The 23,620-nt window shown below is 44.1% G+C and carries 14 protein-coding genes; 2 read left to right on the forward strand and 12 right to left on the reverse strand.

What is annotated here, in order from left to right:
- Positions 1-115 precede the first annotated feature (115 nt).
- The 10 genes from LAQ65_RS16725 to LAQ65_RS16770 form a co-directional block, all read right to left on the reverse strand.
- The gene (locus tag LAQ65_RS16725; protein WP_224118143.1) at positions 116-1,531 is read right to left on the reverse strand and encodes an alpha-L-fucosidase; all 1,416 of its coding nucleotides are present in this window, start codon (positions 1,529-1,531) and stop codon (positions 116-118) included.
- Between the two features lie 72 nt (positions 1,532-1,603).
- Positions 1,604-2,998, reverse strand: a complete 1,395-nt coding sequence (locus LAQ65_RS16730) for an FGGY-family carbohydrate kinase (protein ID WP_224118144.1) — start codon at positions 2,996-2,998, stop codon at positions 1,604-1,606.
- 15 nt (positions 2,999-3,013) lie between these two features.
- Entirely contained in the window at positions 3,014-4,288 is a 1,275-nt protein-coding gene (locus LAQ65_RS16735; RefSeq protein WP_224118145.1) for a TIM barrel protein, read from the reverse strand.
- A 28-nt stretch (positions 4,289-4,316) separates the two neighbouring features.
- Positions 4,317-4,631 carry an L-rhamnose mutarotase gene (rhaM, locus tag LAQ65_RS16740; protein WP_224118146.1) on the reverse strand — a complete coding sequence of 105 codons (315 nt, stop codon included), beginning with the start codon at positions 4,629-4,631 and terminating at the stop codon, positions 4,317-4,319.
- 17 nt (positions 4,632-4,648) lie between these two features.
- Positions 4,649-6,769: a bifunctional aldolase/short-chain dehydrogenase gene (locus LAQ65_RS16745; protein WP_224118147.1), complete on the reverse strand. Its 2,121-nt coding sequence runs from the start codon at positions 6,767-6,769 to the stop codon at positions 4,649-4,651.
- Positions 6,770-6,796: 27 nt separating this feature from the next.
- Complete coding sequence (gene rhaT / locus LAQ65_RS16750; RefSeq protein ID WP_224118148.1) at positions 6,797-7,876, reverse strand: L-rhamnose/proton symporter RhaT; 1,080 nt, start codon at positions 7,874-7,876, stop codon at positions 6,797-6,799.
- 100 nt (positions 7,877-7,976) lie between these two features.
- Positions 7,977-9,293 carry a c-type cytochrome domain-containing protein gene (locus LAQ65_RS16755; RefSeq protein WP_224118149.1) on the reverse strand — a complete coding sequence of 439 codons (1,317 nt, stop codon included), beginning with the start codon at positions 9,291-9,293 and terminating at the stop codon, positions 7,977-7,979.
- Positions 9,294-10,400 (reverse strand): NHL repeat-containing protein, encoded by a 1,107-nt coding sequence (locus LAQ65_RS16760; RefSeq protein WP_224118150.1) that lies wholly within the window; start codon positions 10,398-10,400, stop codon positions 9,294-9,296.
- A gap of 25 nt (positions 10,401-10,425) precedes the next feature.
- The gene (locus LAQ65_RS16765) at positions 10,426-11,946 is read right to left on the reverse strand and encodes a DUF1501 domain-containing protein (protein ID WP_224118151.1); all 1,521 of its coding nucleotides are present in this window, start codon (positions 11,944-11,946) and stop codon (positions 10,426-10,428) included.
- Positions 11,947-11,949: 3 nt separating this feature from the next.
- Positions 11,950-15,186, reverse strand: a complete 3,237-nt coding sequence (locus LAQ65_RS16770; protein WP_224118152.1) for a DUF1553 domain-containing protein — start codon at positions 15,184-15,186, stop codon at positions 11,950-11,952.
- A 135-nt stretch (positions 15,187-15,321) separates the two neighbouring features.
- Here LAQ65_RS16770 and LAQ65_RS16775 point away from each other — a divergent pair, with 135 nt between their 5' ends.
- Positions 15,322-17,007, forward strand: coding sequence for an alpha-L-fucosidase (locus LAQ65_RS16775; RefSeq protein ID WP_224118153.1), 1,686 nt, complete (start codon positions 15,322-15,324; stop codon positions 17,005-17,007).
- Positions 17,008-17,159: 152 nt separating this feature from the next.
- Here the strand turns inward: LAQ65_RS16775 and LAQ65_RS16780 are convergent, their stop codons facing one another.
- Positions 17,160-20,351 (reverse strand): alpha/beta fold hydrolase, encoded by a 3,192-nt coding sequence (locus LAQ65_RS16780; protein ID WP_224118154.1) that lies wholly within the window; start codon positions 20,349-20,351, stop codon positions 17,160-17,162.
- Positions 20,352-20,416: 65 nt separating this feature from the next.
- Positions 20,417-22,891, reverse strand: a complete 2,475-nt coding sequence (locus LAQ65_RS16785; protein WP_224118155.1) for a glycoside hydrolase family 95 protein — start codon at positions 22,889-22,891, stop codon at positions 20,417-20,419.
- Positions 22,892-22,931: 40 nt separating this feature from the next.
- On the opposite strand from LAQ65_RS16785, the gene LAQ65_RS16790 reads away from it, so the two are divergent.
- The gene (locus LAQ65_RS16790; protein WP_224118156.1) at positions 22,932-23,615 is read left to right on the forward strand and encodes a 3-keto-disaccharide hydrolase; all 684 of its coding nucleotides are present in this window, start codon (positions 22,932-22,934) and stop codon (positions 23,613-23,615) included.
- The last annotated feature ends 5 nt before the right edge of the window (positions 23,616-23,620 follow it).

Here is a 23,620-nt window from a genome sequence, read left to right on the forward strand (position 1 = left end):
GATTGATATCTGTTGTGGAAAGCTCGGGGTTCCAATAATAAAATTCGTCATTGGAAATGGCGAGACCAGATTCATTTTTACCAGTTGCTATCCAAAAATTAACTATACACATAATTTATTTTGTTTCAATACGGATTGCCCATGCATAAAAAGAAGGTAATTCATTAATGCTGCATTCAGGAAGTGTAATTACAAGTTCGTCTTTATTATAGGACCATTTTACCTGTTTATCAACTCCAACCAGGCTAACCTTGGAAATGGTTCCAATATCCTTAAGGTTCATTGTCATAGCAGTGTTTGGCCATTGTGCGAAAATGGCATATATAATTTTCCCCTTTTGTGTGAAATATAATTTTTGTCCATAGGATTCCTGGGCAGGGACAACTGATTTCCTGGTTCCATATATAGCTTCGCCATTTACTTTAAGCCACTTCCCAATATCACTTAACCTTTCCTGCATTATAACAGGTATCGTACCATCAGCAGCCGGACCAACATTCAATAAAAGGTTACCACCACGACTTACGATATCTATTAATTCAATAATCAGGTGTTTGGAAGTACTATAATTTTCCAGGTTTTCAGCCCTGTTAAACCCATATGATCCGCCAATACCCCGGCTCTCTTCCCAGGGATGGTACTTTGTGATTTTTGCATCGCTGTATTCACTTGAGTAATAATCGCCATGATTGCCGGGCATCCCTTTGGCAAACCGGTCGTTAACGACTACCTCAGATTTTATGGGCGATTCAGAATATAACCACGATAAGAATTCCTTTGTCTTCAGGTATTCTTCCGAACCATCCCATTCTCCACCATCTGAAAATAGCAGGGAAGGCTTATAATTATTCACCAACTCTTTCAGCTGGGGCAATAAATGCTTGTCTACGTATTCGCTTTCCGGAATTTTGTATTTCTCCACCATCCTAAGGGGCACATAGTAGCCGGTTTCTGAACGATGTGTTTTTGAGCTTTCCCACTCAATAATTGAATAATAAAGACCCATTTTCAATCCCTGGCCACGGACAGCAGTAGTCAGCTCACCAACAAGGTCCCGCTTTGGACCAATATCCATCGCATTCCAGTTTTTTTTGTACGGGCTTTTTGTTGGCCATAGACAAAATCCGTCATGGTGTTTTGAAGTTAGTACAACATACTGTGCACCTGCATCCTTAAACATTTTCGCCCAGGCATCCGGCTGCCATAATTCTGCCTTAAATAAAGGGGCAAAATCCCGGTATTCAAAATCCTTCCCGTAGTTTTTTTTATGAAATGCTTTACCACCGTTCTTTTCATTGTCCAGCACTTTAGCATAATACCATTCTGAATAAGAAGCATACAAACCATTTTCCAAAGGCCTGTAGGCGGGAACTGAATAAACACCCCAGTGTATGAAAATCCCAAATTTCGCATCTTCGAACCAACCCGGAATAGGTCTTGAATCTAATGAACTCCAGGTAGGTTGGTACACCTGTGCTGTTAACGAAGTGCTGTCCATTACCAGGAACAAAAATGCGATTAAATATTTCATTATGGCTTTCATCATTAAGACAACATTAATTCATTCTGCCTGGTAAACAGCAAATTGATATTAACCCGAATATCAGGCAGTGCGGCCCTGGCCTTTAGGGAAATATTGTAATTGAACCAGGTTTGCAGGTACCGCATGGGCGTTCCAGTCTTTGTGTATGGCCATTGCTGCACCTAATGCAGTTGCCTGTGACAAGGAAGCAGCGAATAATTTTACTTCCGGCATGGCATTGGCCAATAGTTTCATAAAAATATCATTCTGGCTGAAACCGCCATCAACAAACAGCTTCCTTACAGAGGTATCCTGTATTACCAGTTCAGCTGATTTAACCTGTAATTCCACCAGGTCAATCATCAATTGGTGATAAGCTTCGGTATAGGTAGTAAATTTTCCCAAATCGCGTAAAGAAAAAACTGAGGTCTTTAGCGATACCTTGCTATCCTTTTGTATAACCTTAAAATCCTGTCGCGATTTAAGGGATGCTTCAACCAAAGGATCATATTTCATCGCAGAAACCAGGGCAGGGTCAACTAAAAATTTTTCCGCTATCCTGCCTAGCTGTATTTCATGTTCATTTCCGGCAAATAACCGGGATGCCTTTACTGGCTTTCCACTATAACTCATATAACAAAGGCAGTCTGCTTTAAGTTCTTCAAGGGTAAGGGCGTGCTCATTAAATGGATTGAGTGTTATGCACCAGGTTCCGGTAGACAATAAGGCAAAGGGCTCACTGAAATTAACAAGGTAAGGTATTAAGGCGGCGGAACTATCATGCAGGCCAATACCTACTTTTAATTTCCGGCCGGCACGGGTAATATCAAATGCGGTATCAGCAGGCACTACAGGCGCCAGCTTATCACCGATATGTTCAGTGTTGAGCCAGTAATGGTACTGCCCTTTTGAAAAATCCCAAAGATTGGTATGACAACCAATACTCGTAATATCAGAAACCGGCCTTTCGGTAACCAGGAAACTTAAATATTGTGGCAGGTGTAAAGCATACTTCATTGCTCCGAATACAGCCTCTTTTTCATATTTCATCCTGAACAATTGCATGCCTGAATTGAGGCTGCCCAATACCGGTGAAGCAGTTGTCATTGAAAAGAATTCCTCCCCGCCATACTTTCTATAAAAGGCAGATTGAAGCGCTTCGGGATATGGTTTCAGGTAATTGTACAATGGAGTGAGTGGACTACCCTTTTCATCAATATAAACTAAGCTCGCACCATAAGCAGAGAAATTAACTGCTTTCAGGTCGTATTGATCCATTTTCAAAATCTCATCGACAGAATCAATAACAAACCGTTCAATACCCTTCAGTTCATCACAGGGGAATCCGTCTTCATCAGTTATCTCCTTGAATTTTTTGGATTGTTCATGCACGACCTGGTAGTATTCATCGAACAGGAAAAACTTCTTATTGGTTTTCCCGATATCAAAAATGGCTATGACAGGTTTTTTATGCATGTGTCTTCTATTTTATTATAAGCCAGTGGCAACAGTTTTTTCTCCCCTTTCCCTGATCAGGTGCTTCCTGACTTTTGCCTCCCGGTAAACCTGCAAAGGCTGTAACGCTCCACCAGAGCGAAGGCTTGCCTCCGCAACCAAAGTACGCACGTCAGTCCGGTATGCATTTTGTAAAATTTCCTGGCACTGTACAACGTCATTCATTTCCTGTGCCGCATTCAAAGCATCAGCATCTACCAGTAATGCCTGTGCGTAAGCAATCTTGATGGCTTCCACTGATTGCAGGAGATCTTCTAAAGGATCTTTCACGTTGTGGGATGCATCAATCATCCAACCCAAATCTCTGGCGTGGTTCATGCCTCTTGCATTCATGCCTTCCACAAGTTCATTAAAGATCAGGAAGAGCTGGTAAGGATTGATGCTTCCAACCGTAAGGTCATCATCACCATATTTCGAATCATTGAAATGGAAACCGCCCAATTTCCCTTCCATCAGCAATAAGGAAACAATCTGTTCGATATTGGCATTAGGCAGGTGGTGCCCAAGGTCAACCAATGTAAATGCCTTTGGACCGAGCTTTTGTGCATACAATAATGACTGTCCCCAGTCACCAACGGTCATAGAATAAAAATTGGGCTCGAATGCTTTGTATTCAACAAACATTTTCCAATCGGCCGGCAACGCTGCATATATTTCCTGCAGTCCCTCCAGGGTACGTTGAAAAGCTTTCCTGAAATTTAACTGCCCGGGGAAACAGGAGCCATCAGACAACCAAACGGTGAGGGATTCAGAACCTAGTTCCACGCCATGTTTTATTACTTCTATGTTATGTTCAATTGCCTGTTGGCGAACCGCTTTGTCAACATGCTGTAAAGAACCAAATTTGTAGCTCAGTTTCTGTCCGGGCTGGTCCTGGAAAGTGTTGGAATTGACGGCATCAAAACGTAATCCATATTGTTCCGCAAGGGTCCTGACTTTTTCTGGATTTCCGGGAATATCCCAGGGAATATGCAATGATATTGCGCCACTGGAACGGTTCAATTGATGCAGTAATGCTACATCAGCCATCTTTTCTTCCAGGTCCCGGGGTTCTCCGCCCCCTGAAAACCGACCAAATCTAGTTCCACCCGTACCTAAAGCCCAGCTGGGTATCGCCACCTGGAAGTCAGACAAAAGCCCGATGACCTTTTCTGCATTTTCCAATTCAGCCTTATTCGCTGCAAGTTTCAATTGATGGGTGGCTAAAAGGGATTCATTGTGTTGTTGAAGTAAAGACGCATTGACTAACATGAACCTTTTATTTTATCGTTATATATTTTCAGGGCAGGTAAAAGACTTCCTTCAATGGTATGCTAACTGGACTGTTGTCTACATTTGTGTCCATAATATCTTTCATATAGGCCCACCATTTTTTCATAACGGGCTGATCCGGCAGTTTATCCAGGGCTTGCCCATCCGGCACAGTCAATACGCCAAACAGGTCTAGTGTTGATTCATCCAGGAAGATAGAATATCCAGTTATTCCGGTGTCCTTCAGCAACAACTGTAATTCAGGCCATAAAACGGCATGTCTTTTCCTGTATTCCTCTTCATAGCCTTTGTGCAATTTCATTTTGAAAGCCAGCCTGACCATATATACCCGGTTAAGTTTTACCTCATGAATGCCATTGCAACACCGCCATCGACATTTAATGCATTTCCAGTTGACTTATTGAGCAGTCCGCTTACGTATGCATAACAGGCATTGGCGATATCTTCCGGCAATATGATTTCATTCAACAAAGTTCTTTTAGCATAATAGGCCGGTAATTCTTCCACCTTAACGCCATATGCTTTGGCTCTTCCTTCAGCCCAGCCACCTGCCCAAATATTGCTGTCTGCAATTACGGCATCAGGATTAACAGCATTAACCCTTATCTTATCTGCGCCAAGTTCAGCAGCCAACAGCCTGCTAAGGTGCGCCTGTGCCGCTTTTGCCGATCCATAACCCGGATTATTAGGCCCGGCTACTACTGCATTCTTCGAAACGATATTTATAATATCACCACCAAATCCCTGCTTGCGCATAATTTCAACACCGGCTTTCGATATAATGAATTGTCCTTTTACGAGTATATCATATAATTTATCCCACTCTTCCAGGCTATGTTCAGCAATAGACTTTGATATACTGATGCCGGCATTGTTAACTAATATATCCACACCGCCAAATGCGAGCGCAGCTTTTTCAAATGCTTCAACGGCAGATGCCGCATCGGTAACATTTAAAATCGTAGCGGCGGCTGTATCTTTTCCGAATAATTTCCTGAATTCTTCCAAGGCTCCATCCAGCCTTTCTGTGTTAATATCATTTAATATTACGCAGGCACCTTCTTCTGCAAATTTTTTCGCGATGGCCTTTCCAATTCCCCCGGCGCTTCCGGTGATCAGCGCTACCCTGCCTGTCAATGATTTCGGCTTTGGCATCCGCTGCAGCTTAGCCTCTTCCAGTAACCAGTATTCAATATTGAATGCTTCCTGTCTTGGTAAAGCTGTATACTCACTAACGGCTTCGGCGCCACGCATTACATTGATGGCATTGATATAAAATTCCGCTGCTACGCGGGCCGTTTGTTTTTCCTTGGCAAATGTGAACATCCCTACACCAGGATATAAAATCACTACCGGGTTGGCATCACGCATGGCGGGACTATCAGGATGCTTACACGCTTCATAATAATCAGCGTACATTTTCCTGTAGGCCTCGAAAGCAGGTTGCAACCGGCCTTTCAGCGCATTAAGGTCAGACAGGTCGGCATTCGGCTGCAGGTCAAGTACTAGCGGACTTATTTTTGTTCGGAGAAAATGATCCGGACAACTGGTACCCAGTGGTGCAAGCCGGCCCAGGTCATTTGAGTTAATGAATTGCAATACCCTTTCATCGTCGGTAAAATGGCCAATCATCCTTACCTGGCTGCTGCAAAACCCGCGCAACACAGGAGCCAGTGCTGCGGCCTGTTTCAGCCGGTCAGCAGGTGGCAATGAAGTTATTTTTTCACCGCCGAAAACCGGCCTTCCCTTTCCTATATTTTCATCAAGGTATTCTGCACACCGTTCCACAACCTCAAGGGTATTTATATAGCTCTCATAAGCTGTATCGCCCCAAGTAAATAAGCCATGTGAACCAAGCATGATTCCCCGGATACCAGGATTTTCATCAAGGCATTGCTTCAATTTTAAACCCAGGTCAAATCCGGGTTTCTGCCATTCTACCCAACCAATGGTACCACCAAATAATTCATGCGTTATGCGTTTGCCATCCTTTGCTGCAGCAATAGCAATGGCGGCATCGGGATGCAGGTGATCAATATGCTTAAAAGGCAAAAACCCGTGCAATGGGGTATCAATAGAGGGTGCTTTACTAGCCAGGTCATATATGCAATGATTGAAAAGTTCAACCATTTCATCTTCGTGTGTAATTCCCCGGTAGATCTTTTGCAGGCTATGAAGGCGGTCAACATATAATGCAGCCAGTCCGCTTTTCTTAAGCGTACCGATATCACCGCCGGACCCTTTAACCCACATGATTTCTGTCTCCTTCCCTGTCAGCGGATCTTTGGCCATCGCCTTACAGGAAGTGTTACCACCGCCGTAATTGGTTAACCGAAGGTCTGCACCCAACAGATTGGACCGGTATATTAACAATGCTACTTCATCGCCTGCCAGCTCAGCAGCTTTTACTTCATCCCACAGGTAACTGACATGTTTGAATTGTTCTTTTTTGATTGACATATAAGATAAGTTTTCGCTTTCAAAATTTTATGGCCTGATTGAGTTACCATAACCAACAACCAGGACTGCAATTATTATAGTGATGATCCCAAATACCACCGTACTAATAGTTTTCCTGCTAACACCTTTCCATTCTTTCAAAGCAAGTCCCCACGCATTGGCAACAAGGATAATGAATGCCATATGAAGTATCCAGGAGCTGGCCCCGTTTCCTAATTTACTTTCACCCATACCATAAAAGAAGAATTGCAGGAACCAGGTTGTGCCGGCCAGTGCACAAAAAATAAGGTTATTTAACCTGGGAGCTTGTGCATTTGTATAATCCTTAAAAGTTTCATTCCGGGCATTCAGTAACAGGCACCAGATAAGATTTGTAGTTAGTCCACCCCATAAGACCACCACATAAATAACATTATTCCTGTAAAGGAATTCCCCTTCGCCCGGGTGTGCTGCTTTCCAAACTTCGTTGGCCACAATGGCCATGGGTTTACCGGCCTCGAGCCCGAAATTAAAACAGGCACTCAACACACCGGAAATTATGGATACAAGTAGTCCGATACCAAACTTATATTCCGTATTATTTGATATTTCGCCAGTTGCCGCCAATTCCTTCTCCTTACGGGTGCCCGCTTTACCACAGAGAATAATTCCCGCAATACAAATAGCCAGACCGGCAAGGATGGTCATTCCCCATTGAGTGCCGGTCAGAAGACTGATAGTATCTTTCCCCTCTGCAGGATTAAGCTGGTAATATATAGATGGGATTAGTGCACCGAAAACCATACAAAGGCCAAGAATGATACTGCTGCCCAATGAAACGCCAAGGTATCTAACACCAAGACCATAGGTTAGTCCACCAATTCCCCATAATACCCCGAAGAAATAGGTCAGCCATAATGTACCAGAATGAGTATCGGAAATAATATTTGAAAACCCTGGAATTGTAAGCCAGGCTGCCAGCGGTGGTACAATCAGCCATGAAAAAAGGCCACCAATTAACCAATAGGTTTCCCATGACCAGCCCTTGACCTTTTTATAGGGGATATAAAAACTTCCGGAGGCAAAACCACCAATAAAATGAAAAATAACTCCAAAAATGGCCTGCATTTAACTGGTTTTCTATATGGCAAAATGAAATCTCCAACTAAAGTAGGCACGAATACCTGTCCAACTGTCCTGAACTGTTGGGTTCAGTATACTTTGCCGGCTATTCGGCAAGGGTTTTCCAGGTATACACCCTTTTCAGGTTAGGCATTTGCTTTAATTTTTCCGTACAAGCCCTGGTTATTTTTGTTTCATTTAGGTTCACCGCTTCAAGGTGCTGTAATCCGACGATCTGACTGCTGATACCATCAGCAACAGGGTTTTTCTCCAACCTTAATTTCTCAAGATTTGTCATGAGTGGCAAAAAATCGAGATCATTTTCAGTTAATTTGTTATTGGAAAGATTAAGCCAGATTACATTTTTTGCTACGGCCCTCAGGTTGCTTTTTATTATGCCTAATTTGTCACCTGAACCAGCGGGCATTGTAATATCCAGCATAACCGGGTTGTGTGACATCAGCCGTACATGTACACCCTTATTTCTCAGGCTGTCCAATAGGTTTTGATTGAAACTTTTAGGGATGTCCGGATTGACGGCAATTCCGGAATTGTCAGCTATTTCACCTCCGTCCCCAAGCCCTAAAAAGACCGCTACCCTGGGCTTTATTTCATCCCCATTTTTTAAATCGGCAATCTTTACGCCACTCATGGCCATTCCCTTTTCAATCCACCATTTAATGATTGCAGTTTCTTCTTTTGTTAAGGGTGTTTTACCATCAGCAGGCATGTATTTTTTATTGGAGGGATCAAGTGTTATTCTTTCATAGAGTTCACTTTCATGAAGTTTTCCCCCTACCACAGCAGGCCTGCTTTTACCGCCTTTTAATAAACCCTGCAATGTTTGAACGGAGAGCTCCCCCTTCATTTTCCCTTCATTATGACATTGACTGCATCGCTTTGCCAATAAAGGCTGCACAACATCTTCAAATAACAGGGCTTCATCCACACTTGAGGGCTTTTTAAGCTCCCGTTGCCGGAGGGTTTTAAGTGAAAGGTAATCACTGCCATGGGTTAGGTTCCCGCCCTGGTGACCAGTATAGGTCATTAGAAAAAAAAGCCCGATAAAAAAAGATGAAAACAACCAACGTGAAATTGAAATTTTGTTTCTGAATGCAGTGGTCGTACATAAAAATAGCAGCCCCGATACAACAGCCACTGCTATTCCAGTAATCTTATGATTTGCCAGGTTCAGCAAATCATAATCACCGGATAACGAAAGCATATAACCGAATATGCAGGCAAAGACTGCAGAAATAAAGCCAAGTAATAAAGCAAATGAAACAGCAGGTTTCAGGTACTCATATCTTTTTACATAAGACAATAATTCAAACAGCACAGCCAATAAAAGAAATCCAATTGGCAGGTGTACAATCAGTGGATGTAAATGCCCTAAATAAGTAGTGATATCAAGCAAAATCATTTAAACGCGTGTTAGTTTGATGGGTGCTGAATGATTTGCATTCCACTGGCAGATATAAAGGTTCTTGTCTTCATCAACACAGACATCATGACAGTGGTGAAAGAACTTATCCGGAGCCTGAAGCGTTGGTAACAATAAATTGTTCTTATAAGCAGGGGCATTGCCACCTGGATTTGAAACTACTTTGTTATTACCATCAAGGATCGTTACAAATCCAGTGCTGTCATTTTTTTGTCCCGCTGCATCTTTTGACCAGCAAACACCGGCATACATATTCTCGCCATCGGGTACTGCGCGGCAAACATACATACCAGGCATATCTATACGATGCAGGAATTTGCCATCCAGTGTAAATACCTTAAAACAATTTTCTTCCCTTGAAGTACAGATTAGCGTGGGCTTGTTCTTGTCCCTGTAGTCGATCGCGACACCATGGGCATTGACCAGGTTGTGGTCTGGATTGGCATTGTTATGCCCGCCAAAGTGCCTGATATATTGACCCTTACTATTGTATTGGATGATGTAATCAGACCCATATCCATCTGCTACATAAATATCACCATTAGGGCCAACCGCTGTTTCGGTAGGCTGGAAGGGTTCATTGTCTTTATAAATACCAATGGTTCGCGGATGACCAATAGTAAACAGGATCCGACCGTTCAGATCTGTTTTAATTACCTGACCGGACTGGCTTTTCCAATCACCATTCCTGTCCTGGTAATAACCACAGTCAACACACCACAAAAAATCTTCGCCACCTTCCTTTGAAATAGATAAGCCATGACCGCCGGGCCAGGCTGTTCCCCAGTAATCCAGCAGCTTGCCTGATTTGTCAAATATCAGGATATTGTTATGCGTATTATCACCCAGCATGATAAGCCTGCCTTTACTGTCCTGAACCATTTCATGGCAGTTGAACAATGGATTACTGTTCACGCTGATTTTTGCCCAGCCCCTATCTGCTTTGTATTTGTAACCACCATGGCCAAGCAGGGTTTCTTCAGGCTTGATGTTTTTGTGCAAAATAGAAAATGCAAAACCTGTTTGAGCCACTGTCAGGGCAGAAGCCAGGGTTGAGTTTCTTAGAAAATTCCTTCTTGTAATCATATGATTAATTTTATTGTTAGTGTTTTTAGGATAAAATATTTTTCACCACTGTACCATGCACATCGGTTAACCGGAAACGCCTTCCCTGGTATTTATAAGTAAACCTTTCATGATCTATTCCCATAAGGTGCATTAAGGTAGCCTGGAAATCGTGCACATGTACAGGGTCCTTTACAATATTATAACTGAAATCATCGGTTTCGCCATAACTGATTCCTGGTTTTACCCCGGCTCCTGCCATCCACATCGTGAAACAACGGGGGTGGTGGTCACGGCCATAATTATTTGGGAAAAGCTTTCCCTGTGAATACACTGTTCTACCAAATTCCCCGCCCCAGATCACCAGTGTATCTTCCAGCAGGCCACGCCTTTTCAGGTCTTTGATTAGGGCAGCAGTCGGCTGGTCTGTGGCCTTGCATTGTCCGGTAATTCCGGCGGGAAGTCCGCCATGATGGTCCCAGCCCTGGTGGTAGAGTTGCACAAACTTTACGTCTTTCTCCAGTAATTTCCGGGCAAGGATGCAATTGGCCGCATAAGTACCGGGGTCCCTGCTATCTGGTCCATAAAGCTCAAATACTTCATCGGGTTCTTCAGAAATATTCATTACTTCAGGAACAGAGGTCTGCATACGATAAGCCATTTCATATTGGGCAATGCGAGCCTCAACTTCAGGGTCTTTATTCACCTCATTCTGGTACTTATTTAACGCTGATAAATAATCGAGCATTTCCCTTCGGTCTGCACCATCATAACCTTCAGGATTATCTAAAAAAAGCACCGGGTCCTTGCCTGCCCTGAATTGCACACCCTGGTACTCTGAAGGAAGGAAACCATTTCCCCATAACCGGGCATATAAAGGTTGGTCTTTGACTGCATTTTTTGAAACAAGCACAATAAATGAAGGCAGGTTTTCATTATCCGTTCCCAACCCATAACTCACCCATGATCCTATTGATGGCCGCCCTGGCAATTGGTTACCCGTTTGGAAAAATGTAATAGCCGGATCATGATTGATTGCTTCGGAATGGATGGATTTGATAAGGCAAAGCTCATCAATAACTTCTGCTGTATGGGGCAATAATTCACTCACCCATGTCTGTGATTGTCCACGCTGGTTGAACTTGCAGAACGATGGCACTACCGGCAATATGCTTTGGTTGGAACTCATGCTGGTTAATCGCTGGCCCTGCCTTACTGAATCAGGAAGTGGCTGGCCAAACATATTAACCAGCTTTGGTTTATAGTCAAAGGTTTCAAATTGCGAAGGCCCGCCGCTCATGAACAGGTAAACCACACGCTTTGCTTTTGGCGCGAAATGTGGCAAGGCCCTCAATATCTCTGCTTCAAGGTCTTCAGAAGGTTTGGGCGACGATAACTGCCCCAGGGTATTACCAAACAGTGATTTCCCTAACAGCGTGCCCAGTGCAATGGAACCAAGGCCCATTGCAGTTCTGGTAAGGAAATTCCGACGGTCCAACCCCTTTTGTAATTGATCAAGGTCCGGCAGGTGCGGCTTGAAGGGTTCATTATGGTGGTTGTCACACATAGCTTATCTTTTTGTTAATGCAGCATCAGAATTTAGGATAACACTGGCCACTACAGCATTGGCTGCTACCAGTGCCGGATCCAATAATTTGTCTATTTTATACTGTCCTGCTGATAACCAGCCTTTGGCTTTATTTGGGGCTGCCCTGAATTTGCTGAGTTCCTTTCCCTGCAAATCCGTGAGCAACTCCAATTCTTTCCTGTCAGGCGTTCTCGCAGTTAGTTTCCTGTACATACGGATGAAAGCATCCTGCGGATTTTTTTCTTTTGCCGACTGCTCGCCCATCACTTTTGCTGCCTCAAGGAATGTAGGATCATTCAGGGTAACGAGTGCCTGTAACGGTGTATTAGTTTTTTGCCGGCGTACCACACAATAACTACGCGATGCAGCATCAAATGTAGCGAGGGTCGGATTCGGTACCGATCTTTTAATCAATATATATAAACTGCGCCTGTATACCGCATCACCGGAATCTGCCTGGTAACTTGTGTTATTGATCTCCCATAAACCTCCCGGCTGGTATGGTTTGATACTTTTACCACCTATAGTAGTATTAAGAAGCCCACTTGCCATCAAAGCATTGTCCCGGATCATTTCCGCTGTTAACCGTAGCGCTGGACCATGGGCCAATAACCTGTTCTCCGGATCCTTGCCAATGTCTTTTGCTGGAACGGTAGCATCCTGCCTGTAAGTGGCAGACATCGCAATCAGCTTCATGAGTTTCTTTACATCCCATCCGGATTCCCGGAAGGTCACGGCCAACCAGTCAAGCAGTTCTGGATGGCTGGGCATTTCGCCCTGGTTGCCAAAATCCTCTGTAGTTTTTACAAGGCCGGTGCCAAAGAAATTTTGCCAGTACCGGTTTACGGCAACCCTGGCCGTAAGCGGATGTTTCACATCAGTCAGCCATTGGGCAAACCCTAAACGGTTCCGGGGTAAATTTTTATCGAAGGGCAATATTGCCGCAGGTGTATTGGGGAAAACCTTCTCACCGATTGCATCATAATTACCCCGCATTAAAATATACGATTGCCGGGGTGTCGGCATTTCCTGCATCACCATTACTTCAGGAATATTTTCAGTGGAATCAGCCAATTCATTCCGAAGCTTTTGCAGTTTTTTCCGGGCTTCAACAACACCAGGGTTCACTGCTGAAAAATAATAGTTTTTTAATGCACTTAATTCCTGGGCTGTCAATTGTTCCGGTGATTTACCTGTTAAGGATGACCAGCTGGATTGCCCGGTAATTATTTTTATTTCAAAATCAGTGAGCAACCGGTTATACACCAGGATATCATCTACTTTCCCGCCTTTAAATCCTAAACCCCTGTCCCACGCACCTACCTGAAGTCCAGGCTGTTGGGACGAGTTGAGCAGGATATCCTTTGCCAACTGGTCCATAGTTGTCTCCAATGCCATTTCATTTCCATCCTGGTATAATTTCAATCCACTTGCCTTTGAAGAACCGTCATAGGTCATCGTCACCTGCACCCATTTTTCCCTGGGAAGGTCTTGCTTCGTTACCCTCGTAATTGCATTTGATGGCGCTGCATGCGACAAATTCAACTCCAGTTTATTGTCTTTGAAATACAGGTGATACCCCCGGTAATTATATAGTCTTTCGGCTACGCATTTATGAAAAATAACGCCTTCCTTAAAATCTTTAGGAATGAAAATACTTAGGTGTATAGTGAACGGATCCCCCTTCCTGAAAATGCCAACTGGCTTAAGGTCCAGCCATTCATCGCCACCGAGTACCAAGGCTTTTCCATGGTCCACTTTTTCAAGCACCGGCTTCTCGCCCACACTGGCATCCAAACCTCTTCGCATCACTCCCGCCTGTTTGTTGCCTGCACCATTTTTTAAGGTGCCGTCATCAAAATTGCAATATGCCTGTAGTGCATCCTGCGGCAATTTTTGCCGGCCCAGGTACTGGTAGTTTTTTGCCTGGATCCATTTTTCAAAATCAGCTGCTGAACTTGCAGTAGTGGTGGCTGTCTTTTTTTCCTGATCTGCAATGGTATTGTTAAAGAGCTGCAGGATCTTTTCCTTTTCTGCTGAAGGTAGCTGAACAGTTGGTGAAGGCATAGTGCCATCAAAGGTGATCTGCCCGGCTTCTTTCACATTATTGAAGAAACTGAACATCTCGTAATAGTTCTTCTGGGAAACCGGATCAAATTTATGGTCATGGCAGCGGGCACAGCCAACTGTCAATCCCATCATTGCAACACCGGTGGTGTTGACCCTGTCCACTACATATTCGGCTTTGAATTCATCTTCAATAATACCGCCTTCAAGATTCTGCTGGTGGTTGCGGTTAAAGCCAGTAGCTACCAGCATGTCTTTTGTTGGATGAGGCATGAGGTCGCCAGCTAATTGCCACTGGATGAATTTATCGTAAGGGAAATTTGAATTGAACGCATTGATCACCCAATCACGATAGGGCGACATGTCCCGCAGGCCATCTACCGTATAGCCATGTGAATCGGCAAAGCGTGCAAGATCCAACCAGTCTACCGCCATCTTTTCTCCGTAATGCGGCGACTGCAGTAAACGGTCCACCTGCTTTTCGTAGGCATTTGGTGAATTATCTTTTATGAAAGCATCAAGTTCTTCAATGGTGGGTGGCAGCCCTGTCAGGTCCAATGAAACCCTTCTCAATAACAATTCCTTTGCTGCTTCTTTTGATGGTTGTAATTTTTCCTGTTCCAGTTTTTGCCCTATAAAATGATCAATTGGATTGATGGCCCATTTATCATTCTTCAACTCCGGGACTGCCGGTTTTTCAGGCGCTACAAATGCCCAGTGTGGTTTATATTTTGCACCCTGTTCGATCCATTTTATAAGGATAGCTTTTTCTTTTGGCGAAAGGTTAAGGTGTGATTCTTTGGAAGGCATCCTGTATTCCGGGTCATCGGATACAATCCGGTGATACAATTCACTGCCATTTAGGTCACCCGGGTCAATTGCAACTTTACCCGGACTTTCAGGCAATCCTGCATATGCAGCGGAATCTATATCCAGCCGCAGGCTGGCTTCCCTTTTTGCTTTATCGGGGCCATGGCAGGAAAAACATTTATCCGACAAGACTGGCTTTACATGCAGGTTATAATCCATCTTGTCTGGAAGTTCTTTATAAGCATCCGCTATATCCCTTGGAAGGTCGGGCGAGCAGGACGTTACATAAAGTCCGGCCAGCAAAATGAAAAAAAAGCCTGGCTGTTTTCTATAGCAATACATTACCCTAAGATAACCCAATGCTTTGTCATATCCTGTGAGGGAAGGCTTTCATGTTATTTTTATGGCGGAAATAAGCAATATTGAGGTCGTTAACAGCATGGCCTTTTTGTTAATTTTCGCTTTCACCCAGCAATTATGAGAAATAAACTGATACTATTCGCTTGCTTGCTGATAGGTTTTAGAAAAGCCTACGCCCAGGAATTTCCTTTAGCCAAGCCCAGTGCTGTTCAATATAAATGGCAGGAACAGGAACGGATCATGTTTATTCATTTCGGTGTGGCCACCTGGCTTGGACTGGAATATGATGAAACCGGCAATTTCGATTTGTCAAGGATGAATCCCACACAAATAAACACTGACGAGTGGTGCAAAACAGCGCTTTCATGGGGTGCTAAACAAATCATCTTTGTCGCCAAGCATGTGGGTGGGTTTTGCTGGTGGCAAACCAATACAACAGAATACAGTGTGCGCAATATTCCCTGGAAAAATGGCAAAGGTGATGTGTTGGGTGACCTGGCAAAGTCTTGCAGGAAATACGGTTTAAACCTTGGAGTGTACATCTACCCGGGTGATCTTCACTATGGTGCCGGTATTGGCAGTGGCGGAAAGACCCAGGACCCCGCCTTACAGGAAACTTATAATAAAGTATTCCGGCAACAGCTGACTGAAGTACTTAAAAACTATGGCAATATGCTGGAAGTCTGGTTCGATGGCAGTTGCGTGATCGATGTTTCTGACATCCTCGAAAAGTATGCCCGTAATGCTGTGATCTTTCAAAGTACACATGCTACTATCCGCTGGCCAGGTACCGAATCTGGCAAACTGGCTTACCCGGCATGGAACTCACTCAAATCTTCTGTCCTTAAAACTGGCATAGCCACACAATATGACGATGACCCGGATGGCGATGCCTGGGCACCTTTGGAAGCTGATGTAACCCTGTATAACCACAACTGGTTTTGGAATCCGACAAATGGACAAAAAAGAAGACCTGTTGCAGAGTTAATGGACATCTATTATAAATCAGCGGGGTATGGTGGTATACTATTACTTAATTCCACACCAGATACAACGGGTAGAATTCCCATTGCTGACAGGGAAAGATATAAAGCATTTGGGGATGAAATCAACCGGCGCTTTGGTCACCCACTCACCGCCTCAAAAACAGTAGAGACAAATGAAACTATTCTGAAGTTTACAAAACCAACCTCAGTTAACCATACCATTTTAGAAGAAGATTACAGGGAAGGGCATCGGATCAGGGACTATATTATAGAAGGCAAAGTGGGTACAAAATGGCAATTGCTGGCGCAAGGCTCATCGGTGGGCAGAAAAAAAATCGATGCATTCCCTACTATAACTTTGAGTGAAATAAAACTGACCATTAAAAGATCCGTTAACCCACCACTGGTCCGTTCTTTTTCTGCTTACGGCGTTAAAAATTATACACACCATTATGAACCCACGGAAACAAAAGAATGGGCTGTTTGTGGCGGATGGAATACCAATACATTTAAAAACGGCCGTGATACCATTGACCTGGACCTTAGCAGGTTCATTGATAAACCCGGACAGTACGAATTTAAATTCATTGCTGATGTTGCCGTAACTGGTGCATCAATCGATTCTGCAGTTATCAATTTTGAGCGCCAGAACACAATGCAGGAATACCTTATCCGGAAAGACGAAAATACTTTTTATATCAATCATACTTCACAGGTAACACCAAACAGTGCTTCCATACTTACCTTGTTTATGCAATCCGATAACAAGGTATTCCAGAACAGGGGTGTATTTAAAATCAGGAAAAGAGGAAATTAAAATATATTGCCTGCTATCTTTAACCCATATGCGAATTTACAGGGCTGGCTAGCGGACAATGTAATTTCAAGTCCGGCGGTTGCCTGTGAAAACAGTTCAGCAAAACCCAACAAAGTGAAGAGAAATATAACTATCATTTTCATGAACCCTTTTTAATTAGCCAGGGAATTTTCCAGGATAAATTGCACGATCGCTGTCGGGTCCTGTAAACTATGCGGATGATGATCAACGCCGGGTTTGGCAATCACCTTCATTTTGCCGCCCATTTTTTTATACCGCTGTTCTGCAAGGGATGTGTTTTCTGCCATCGGTACTATGGTATCAGCATCACCACAAACACTGATGATCGGTATCCTGGCTTTGGCTAATGGCTTTAGGTTATCTACCGGATTCAATTTGTAAGCCATAGCTTCCTTCTCTGTAAATCCAAACACCTGCAACAATTGTTTCCAATCATCCGGTGAGCCCTTGCCGGTATATTTCCCACCAGGCCAGCTTTTAAAATCCAACACCGGCGCATCCGCATAAATACAAGCCACCTGGTTTGGGTTTCGAGCTGCCCAATTAAATGCAAACAGCCCACCCCTGCTGAATCCTTCCAGTACAACTTTTTTGTGCAATTTTTTCTCAGTTGTCAGATAGGTATAGAACTTATCCATCAGGTCCATTGCAACTGGCGCACCATACATGTTTTGTACGTCCATGTATACGACATGGTATCCATTGGCCAACAACATGCTATCGCCCTGTGGTTCATGACCGAAAAACTCTGTTCGCCAGATCCAGGGATTATTTTTCGCAGCTTTCTTCGGTGCCACCAATAAACAATTTCTTCCCGCTACTTCAAAATCAATCCGGTCAAAGCCCATCCAAATGGAAAGAACACCAACAGAAACTATAGCAGCCAGGGAACCTGTGATGGTTAATAGTCGCACCCGCGACTGATTCCTCACCAAATCAATGTTATGCTGTTGCTGCTGACCCGATTTTTTATCAATATAATCTTTCAGGTCCTGTACATTCTTTATCGCAAACCCATTGATACCCTGGATCAGGTCGCCATTTTTAAAACCCATCTTCGCTGCCCTGGAATTTTCCGGGACAACAGGTAAGGCTACACCACCTGCATCGAAACTTACTCCATAGGCCGACATTTCTGCACCTGCAGGTTCCCTTAAAATGACATCCATCCAACTGTATGCAGGCTTCACAGGCTCTTCTTTTTTATCATCAATGGAAAGTTGAAGGACGGGCATCTCCGGTGTTTTTGACTTTGCTTTTAAGGCCGGCTTCCTAACCCCAAAATCATCCATCGGGAAATTTGTAAACCCGGTATTAAATACTGGTGATCCGGGGCTAACCATGAAATTACCTTTCATCGGATCTTCAAAATATGGATCACCATTCAAGGAATGCAGGTCACAATTATTTCTTGCAAAGGCCGTCACCTGGTCTTTACCAGAAACATAGAAATTATGGTCCAACTCCTTGCCCCATTGGCCATCAGGTGCAATTACATTATCCATTATGGCTGGCTGGTAAGCTTTAAAAACAATATTTTTAGTGAATACATCACCACTATGCGCATACCATACATGCGGATGCAATCCGTTATTGATAATGACATTATTGGTGGCCAAGCGATTATATCCCTCACGCATTTTTAATCCGCCATTCAGTAACAGGTTATTGTATATCTGGTAATTTGAAGACCCGTCGTCGAGATCAATATCCCATCCATGGTCACAACGCCAGCGGCTGTTGCGGATGATATTAGGCTCCAGCATATCCCAGGTGGGCATATCAGGGTTCATGTCTACAACTGCAGAGGTCTCATTTACATCCGGCGTCCAATACCGGTCGCGGCCCCAGGAATTAAAACTGCCATGGTCACCGGTTTCCAAGACGGTATTAAATACATCGCAGTTTTCTATGATATGCCCACCAAATGTGCCCTCATTGATATTGATACCTGCACGTGGTACATCGTAAATAGAACAATGACTCACGCGGATCTTATGCGACATTGATATTTGTACGGGTGCTGTTTGCTTTTCATCCCTTCCCGTCATGGTTATCAGGCAATCTTCCACTACACAATCTTGGGGGTAATTATCTCCCTTTGGACCCGGCGTTCGATCTATATGCTGGTAATCTTGTTTGCCATATTGAAACAGCGGACTCCTGACTGTTGCCGGATCACCCACGAATGCGATCCCATTGGCACCGCTATGATGAATATAGCATCCCCTGATGCTGGCCCTGCGATTGTAGTTGTTGATGAAAATTGCATTCCCGCCAACCTGGTCAAATTCACAATCACTTATGCTGCAATCTGTGGTTCCATTCAATACTACAGCACCACCCCGGTAAACCGTCCAGTCTGATCGCAGCAGGGGTTCCTTATTGTCCATAAAGGAACGGGCAGCATGGCGAAATACGAATCCCTGCAACTGTACATTGCTAACCGGTTGTGCTTTGGAACCCTTGAATTCAACCAGGTGCCGCAATCTGACAATTTCCACTTTTGCTTTTGCCAGATCCGTGCCAACCGGGGGCATATAAAATAACTTACGCTGCCTTGCATCATAAAACCATTCACCTGGCGCATCAAGTTCTTCAAAAATATTTTCCACCATCCGGTAAAGCGGATGCATATTAGATGGGCGATTATTCTGCCAGCCACCTTCGTACCTGAGTGATCCATCAGCATTTTTTCCTTTGATCGCCCAGTGCATATCGCCCCAAAGGTATTGGTGCATGGCATGTATGAATCCACCCTGCGGATTTTTCCACCGTGCAATTCTTCCAGGTGATAATGGGTCCATTGTTGAATCTGCTTTTGCTTCATGATCCAGGGACCAGGTGTCAAAAACATTTTTACCGGCTACTGCATTCGGAAACCTGGCCATACGTTGCCGCTCACCATTGATGTAAAGTTGGTCGATGGCTATATCCGCAGGAAGTATTGCTGTGTATATACCATAGCTGGCCGGCTTCCAGTTGAGCGCAAGGCGTTTGCCGCCACTCAATATTGCCCGGCCTTCTTCCGCTGCTTTATACGTTACTGTAGCGTCGGCAGACTTGCTATCGGCGGCAGTAAACAGAACGGTTTGCGGCAGGTAATAAATACCATTTGCAAAAACTACTTCCACGGAACTATTTGAAGGGTATCGCCTGGCCAGCAACTGCGCTTTTGCAAAACTGGCAACCGGTTTCTCTTTTGTACCGGGATACTGGTCTTTACCCGAGGGCGAAACATAAATGGTTTGTCCTGCTAAGCGTGAAAACAAACCTATTGTCATGAAAACCAGTAAAATATGTTGTAAACCTGCCTTTGGCATATGGTATAGTTATGATTTGTACTGAAATGGGGCCAGCCTGAAGCAACAAAGAAGCAACAAACATGTTATTGTCTTGCCATAACTACATAACGCGCACCCTTTTGTGCTGAAAAAATTGCCGTATAACCCCTGGCATCCTTCACAACCTTAACCTTTTTGCCTTCAATGGTAAATGGCTGCGCTGCCCGTATAACACAATTCCCACCCTGCAATGATGTGATCACGGCCTTGGAGAGCCGGTGATCCTTCCAGGCAATATCCACGCCAAATCCGCCCCTGGCCCTTAATCCTTTAACTGAACCTTCTTTCCAGGCCGATGGTATAGCCGGCAATAAGGCGATCTCATCCAAATGACTCTGCAACAACATTTCTGCCATACCTGCGGTTCCACCAAAGTTGCCATCTATTTGGAATGGCGGGTGCGCATCAAAGAAGTTTGGGTAGGTACCGCCACCAGAAGACATATTATAGCCCCCTTCACCGGTCAGGTGTAACAAGTCCCTTATTAACAGGTATGCATGGTCGCCATCAAGCAACCGCGCCCAGAAATTGATCTTCCAGGCCTTACTCCAACCTGTTCCTTCATCACCACGCAACTCCAGTGTTTTCTTCGCCGCCGCGAAATACTCTGGTGTCTTTGCAGAGATCTGCCTGCCAGGATGTAGCCCGAATAAATGAGAAGTATGACGGTGGTGCGGATCAGCTTCCTCGAAATCCTTGTACCATTCCTGCAACTGGCCCTTATTGCCAATATGCAACGGATATAATTTATTGCGTTTTGCAATGAGCTCATTCCGGAAGGTGTTATCAATACCCAATACAGTTGATGCTTCTATTAAATTGGTAAATAGATCCCAAATAATTGACATATCCATAGTGCTGGCGACAGCTACTGAAAAGTTCTCGCCATTCCTGCTTTTAAAGGTATTCTCCGGTGAAGTTGACGGTGCAGTTACCAGCCAGCCGTCTTTATCTTCTACAAGCCAATCCAGGGTGAATAAAGCTGCACCTTTCATTAACGGGTAAGCTTTTTCAGCCAGGAATTTTTTATCGCCGGTAAAAGCATAATGCTCCCAAAGATGCTGGCAGAGCCAGTTTCCCCCCATGTACCAGTTTGCCCAAACCGGGTCGCCTTTGCCTGTATCACCAACCGGATTTGAGGTTGCCCATATCTCTGAGTTATGATGCGCTACCCAGCCCTTTAATCCATAAAATTCTTTGGCAGTATTGGACCCGGTGACAGAAAGACCTTTTATGAAGTCCATCAATGGTTCATGCAGCTCCGACAAATTCGTCACCTCTGCCGGCCAGTAATTCATTTCAGTATTTATATTGATAGTGTAATTGGAACTCCAGGGTGCCCTGAGTTCCTTATTCCATATACCCTGGAGGTTTGCTGCCGGTCCCCCGGGCCTTGAAGATGAAATCAGCAAATAGCGGCCAAATTGAAAATACAGTGTTTCAAGGGCAGGATCATATCCGCCTTTGGAATATTCCCTTAAACGCTCATCTGAAGGAAGCTGTGCATTGCTGTTAGTGGCCATCGTATCTTTTAGCTGGAAGCCTACCCGGTTAAAATAATGCTGGTAATCCGCTATATGCTCTTCCAGGAGCCGGGCATAGGTTTTTTGAATTGCATTTTGCAGGTATCCGGCGGATAATTGTTTTTCATCTTTACCCTGGGTATCCGGACAATGGTCAAAACCATTGAAGCTGGTAGCCGCTGACAGGAAAACGATTACTTCACTTGCATTAATGATATGAATGCCCGAAGTATCAGTTTGAATTTTACCGTCTTTGGAGATAGCTTTTATGCGATATTGAAACCGCATACTATTGCAACCCGCACCAACAGTATAATTAACATGTTCCTCACCAGGCGGGTTGAAATAACTGGGATCCACATGCGCCGGCGCTTTTCCACTAACCACTAGTTGATTGCCGCCTTCGGCAGCTATCGAGTAACGCAATTGGCTGCGCGCAGACAAATCCAGCGTCAAACTGCCTTTGCGATTTGAACTGATTCTCACTACCAATACATTTGCGGGTGCATTTATAAAAACTTCGCGCCGGAAATCTACACCATTCACCGTAAACTTTGTGGTAGCAATGGCATTATTAAGGTTTAGGTCACGGTAGTATTTCGTTGGTTTCATGCCACCAAAATTTTGCCTGATCACTAGGTCTCCCATTGGAAGGTATGATTCTGTGAATAAACCTTGCAACTTTCGGGTAAGGCTATCTGCTGCCTGCAGGTTATTATCTTCCAATAAAGCTTTCCTCACCATCGGCAAATAAGCCGCAGCACTCGGATTGATATTTTTTTTAACCGGCCCGCCACTATATAACGTACTTTCATTTAGCTGTATAAGTTCCTCGGAAGTGCCGCCATAGACCATTCCTCCAATCCGTCCGTTTCCTACTGCAAGTGCTTCAACCCATTGACTGGCTGGTTTTTTGTACCATAATTTCAAATCTGCCTGTGCATTTGCCCATTTGGCTATGGAAAGCAGGATTAGAATTATGAATGATTTTTTCATTTTTTCTTATTTGATACATTTACTCATTAAATATAATACAATGAAGCAACTACTGATCTTTATCAGCACTGCCATATTATGTGCCAATTGTCATAAAGCACCAGGGAGCAATCAAAGGATCGTTGAACTTTTCAACGGAAAGGACCTTACCGGTTGGCATCCAGATGTTCCTGATATGGACAAAGACAAAAGCCTGAAAAGCCCATTCCTGGTTCGGAATGGCGAACTTATCAGTATGGGGAATCCCCAGGGACATCTTATTACCGATGCTATCTATCATGATTACACACTGGATGTGGAATACCGTTTTGTAAATACACCTGGAAACTGCGGTGTATTGGTCCATGCTTCAACTCCACGTGTGTTATATAAAATGTTTCCTAAATCCATTGAGTGCCAGATGATGCACGAAAATGCCGGTGACTTCTGGTGCATCGGGGAAGATATAACCGTTCCCGATATGGAAAAAAGAAGGGGACCCAAACAAGATTGGGGAGTGACTGAAGGGAAAGGCAGAAGGATCATCAATTTAACTGATGGATCAGAAAAACCTTTGGGCGAATGGAACCACATGAAAATAGAATGCAAGGGCAATTCAATAACGGTATGGGTGAATGATACGCTGGTTAATGCCGGAACTAATTGTACGGCTTCACAGGGACAGATAGCCCTTCAGGCCGAAGGCGCTGAAGTGGCGTTCCGTAAAGTGACTTTAACCCAATAGGCTAA

Origin of the sequence: Flavihumibacter profundi (assembly GCF_020076305.1) — a bacterium.
Classification (GTDB): Bacteria; Bacteroidota; Bacteroidia; order Chitinophagales; family Chitinophagaceae; genus Flavihumibacter; species Flavihumibacter profundi.

Bases quoted from the DNA above. Each gene is read 5' to 3' on its own strand.
- rhaM (WP_224118146.1), bottom strand. From the start codon at position 4,631: ATGGTCAGGCTGGCTTTCAAAATGAAATTGCACAAAGGCTATGAAGAG.
- LAQ65_RS16730 (WP_224118144.1), bottom strand. From the start codon at position 2,998: ATGCATAAAAAACCTGTCATAGCCATTTTTGATATCGGGAAAACCAAT.
- LAQ65_RS16745 (WP_224118147.1), bottom strand. From the start codon at position 6,769: ATGTCAATCAAAAAAGAACAATTCAAACATGTCAGTTACCTGTGGGAT.
- LAQ65_RS16735 (WP_224118145.1), bottom strand. From the start codon at position 4,288: ATGTTAGTCAATGCGTCTTTACTTCAACAACACAATGAATCCCTTTTA.
- LAQ65_RS16770 (WP_224118152.1), bottom strand. From the start codon at position 15,186: ATGTATTGCTATAGAAAACAGCCAGGCTTTTTTTTCATTTTGCTGGCC.
- LAQ65_RS16780 (WP_224118154.1), bottom strand. From the start codon at position 20,351: ATGCCAAAGGCAGGTTTACAACATATTTTACTGGTTTTCATGACAATA.
- LAQ65_RS16725 (WP_224118143.1), bottom strand. From the start codon at position 1,531: ATGAAATATTTAATCGCATTTTTGTTCCTGGTAATGGACAGCACTTCG.
- LAQ65_RS16755 (WP_224118149.1), bottom strand. From the start codon at position 9,293: ATGATTTTGCTTGATATCACTACTTATTTAGGGCATTTACATCCACTG.
- LAQ65_RS16785 (WP_224118155.1), bottom strand. From the start codon at position 22,891: ATGAAAAAATCATTCATAATTCTAATCCTGCTTTCCATAGCCAAATGG.
- LAQ65_RS16790 (WP_224118156.1), top strand. From the start codon at position 22,932: ATGAAGCAACTACTGATCTTTATCAGCACTGCCATATTATGTGCCAAT.
- LAQ65_RS16765 (WP_224118151.1), bottom strand. From the start codon at position 11,946: ATGTGTGACAACCACCATAATGAACCCTTCAAGCCGCACCTGCCGGAC.
- LAQ65_RS16775 (WP_224118153.1), top strand. From the start codon at position 15,322: ATGAGAAATAAACTGATACTATTCGCTTGCTTGCTGATAGGTTTTAGA.
- LAQ65_RS16760 (WP_224118150.1), bottom strand. From the start codon at position 10,400: ATGATTACAAGAAGGAATTTTCTAAGAAACTCAACCCTGGCTTCTGCC.
- rhaT (WP_224118148.1), bottom strand. From the start codon at position 7,876: ATGCAGGCCATTTTTGGAGTTATTTTTCATTTTATTGGTGGTTTTGCC.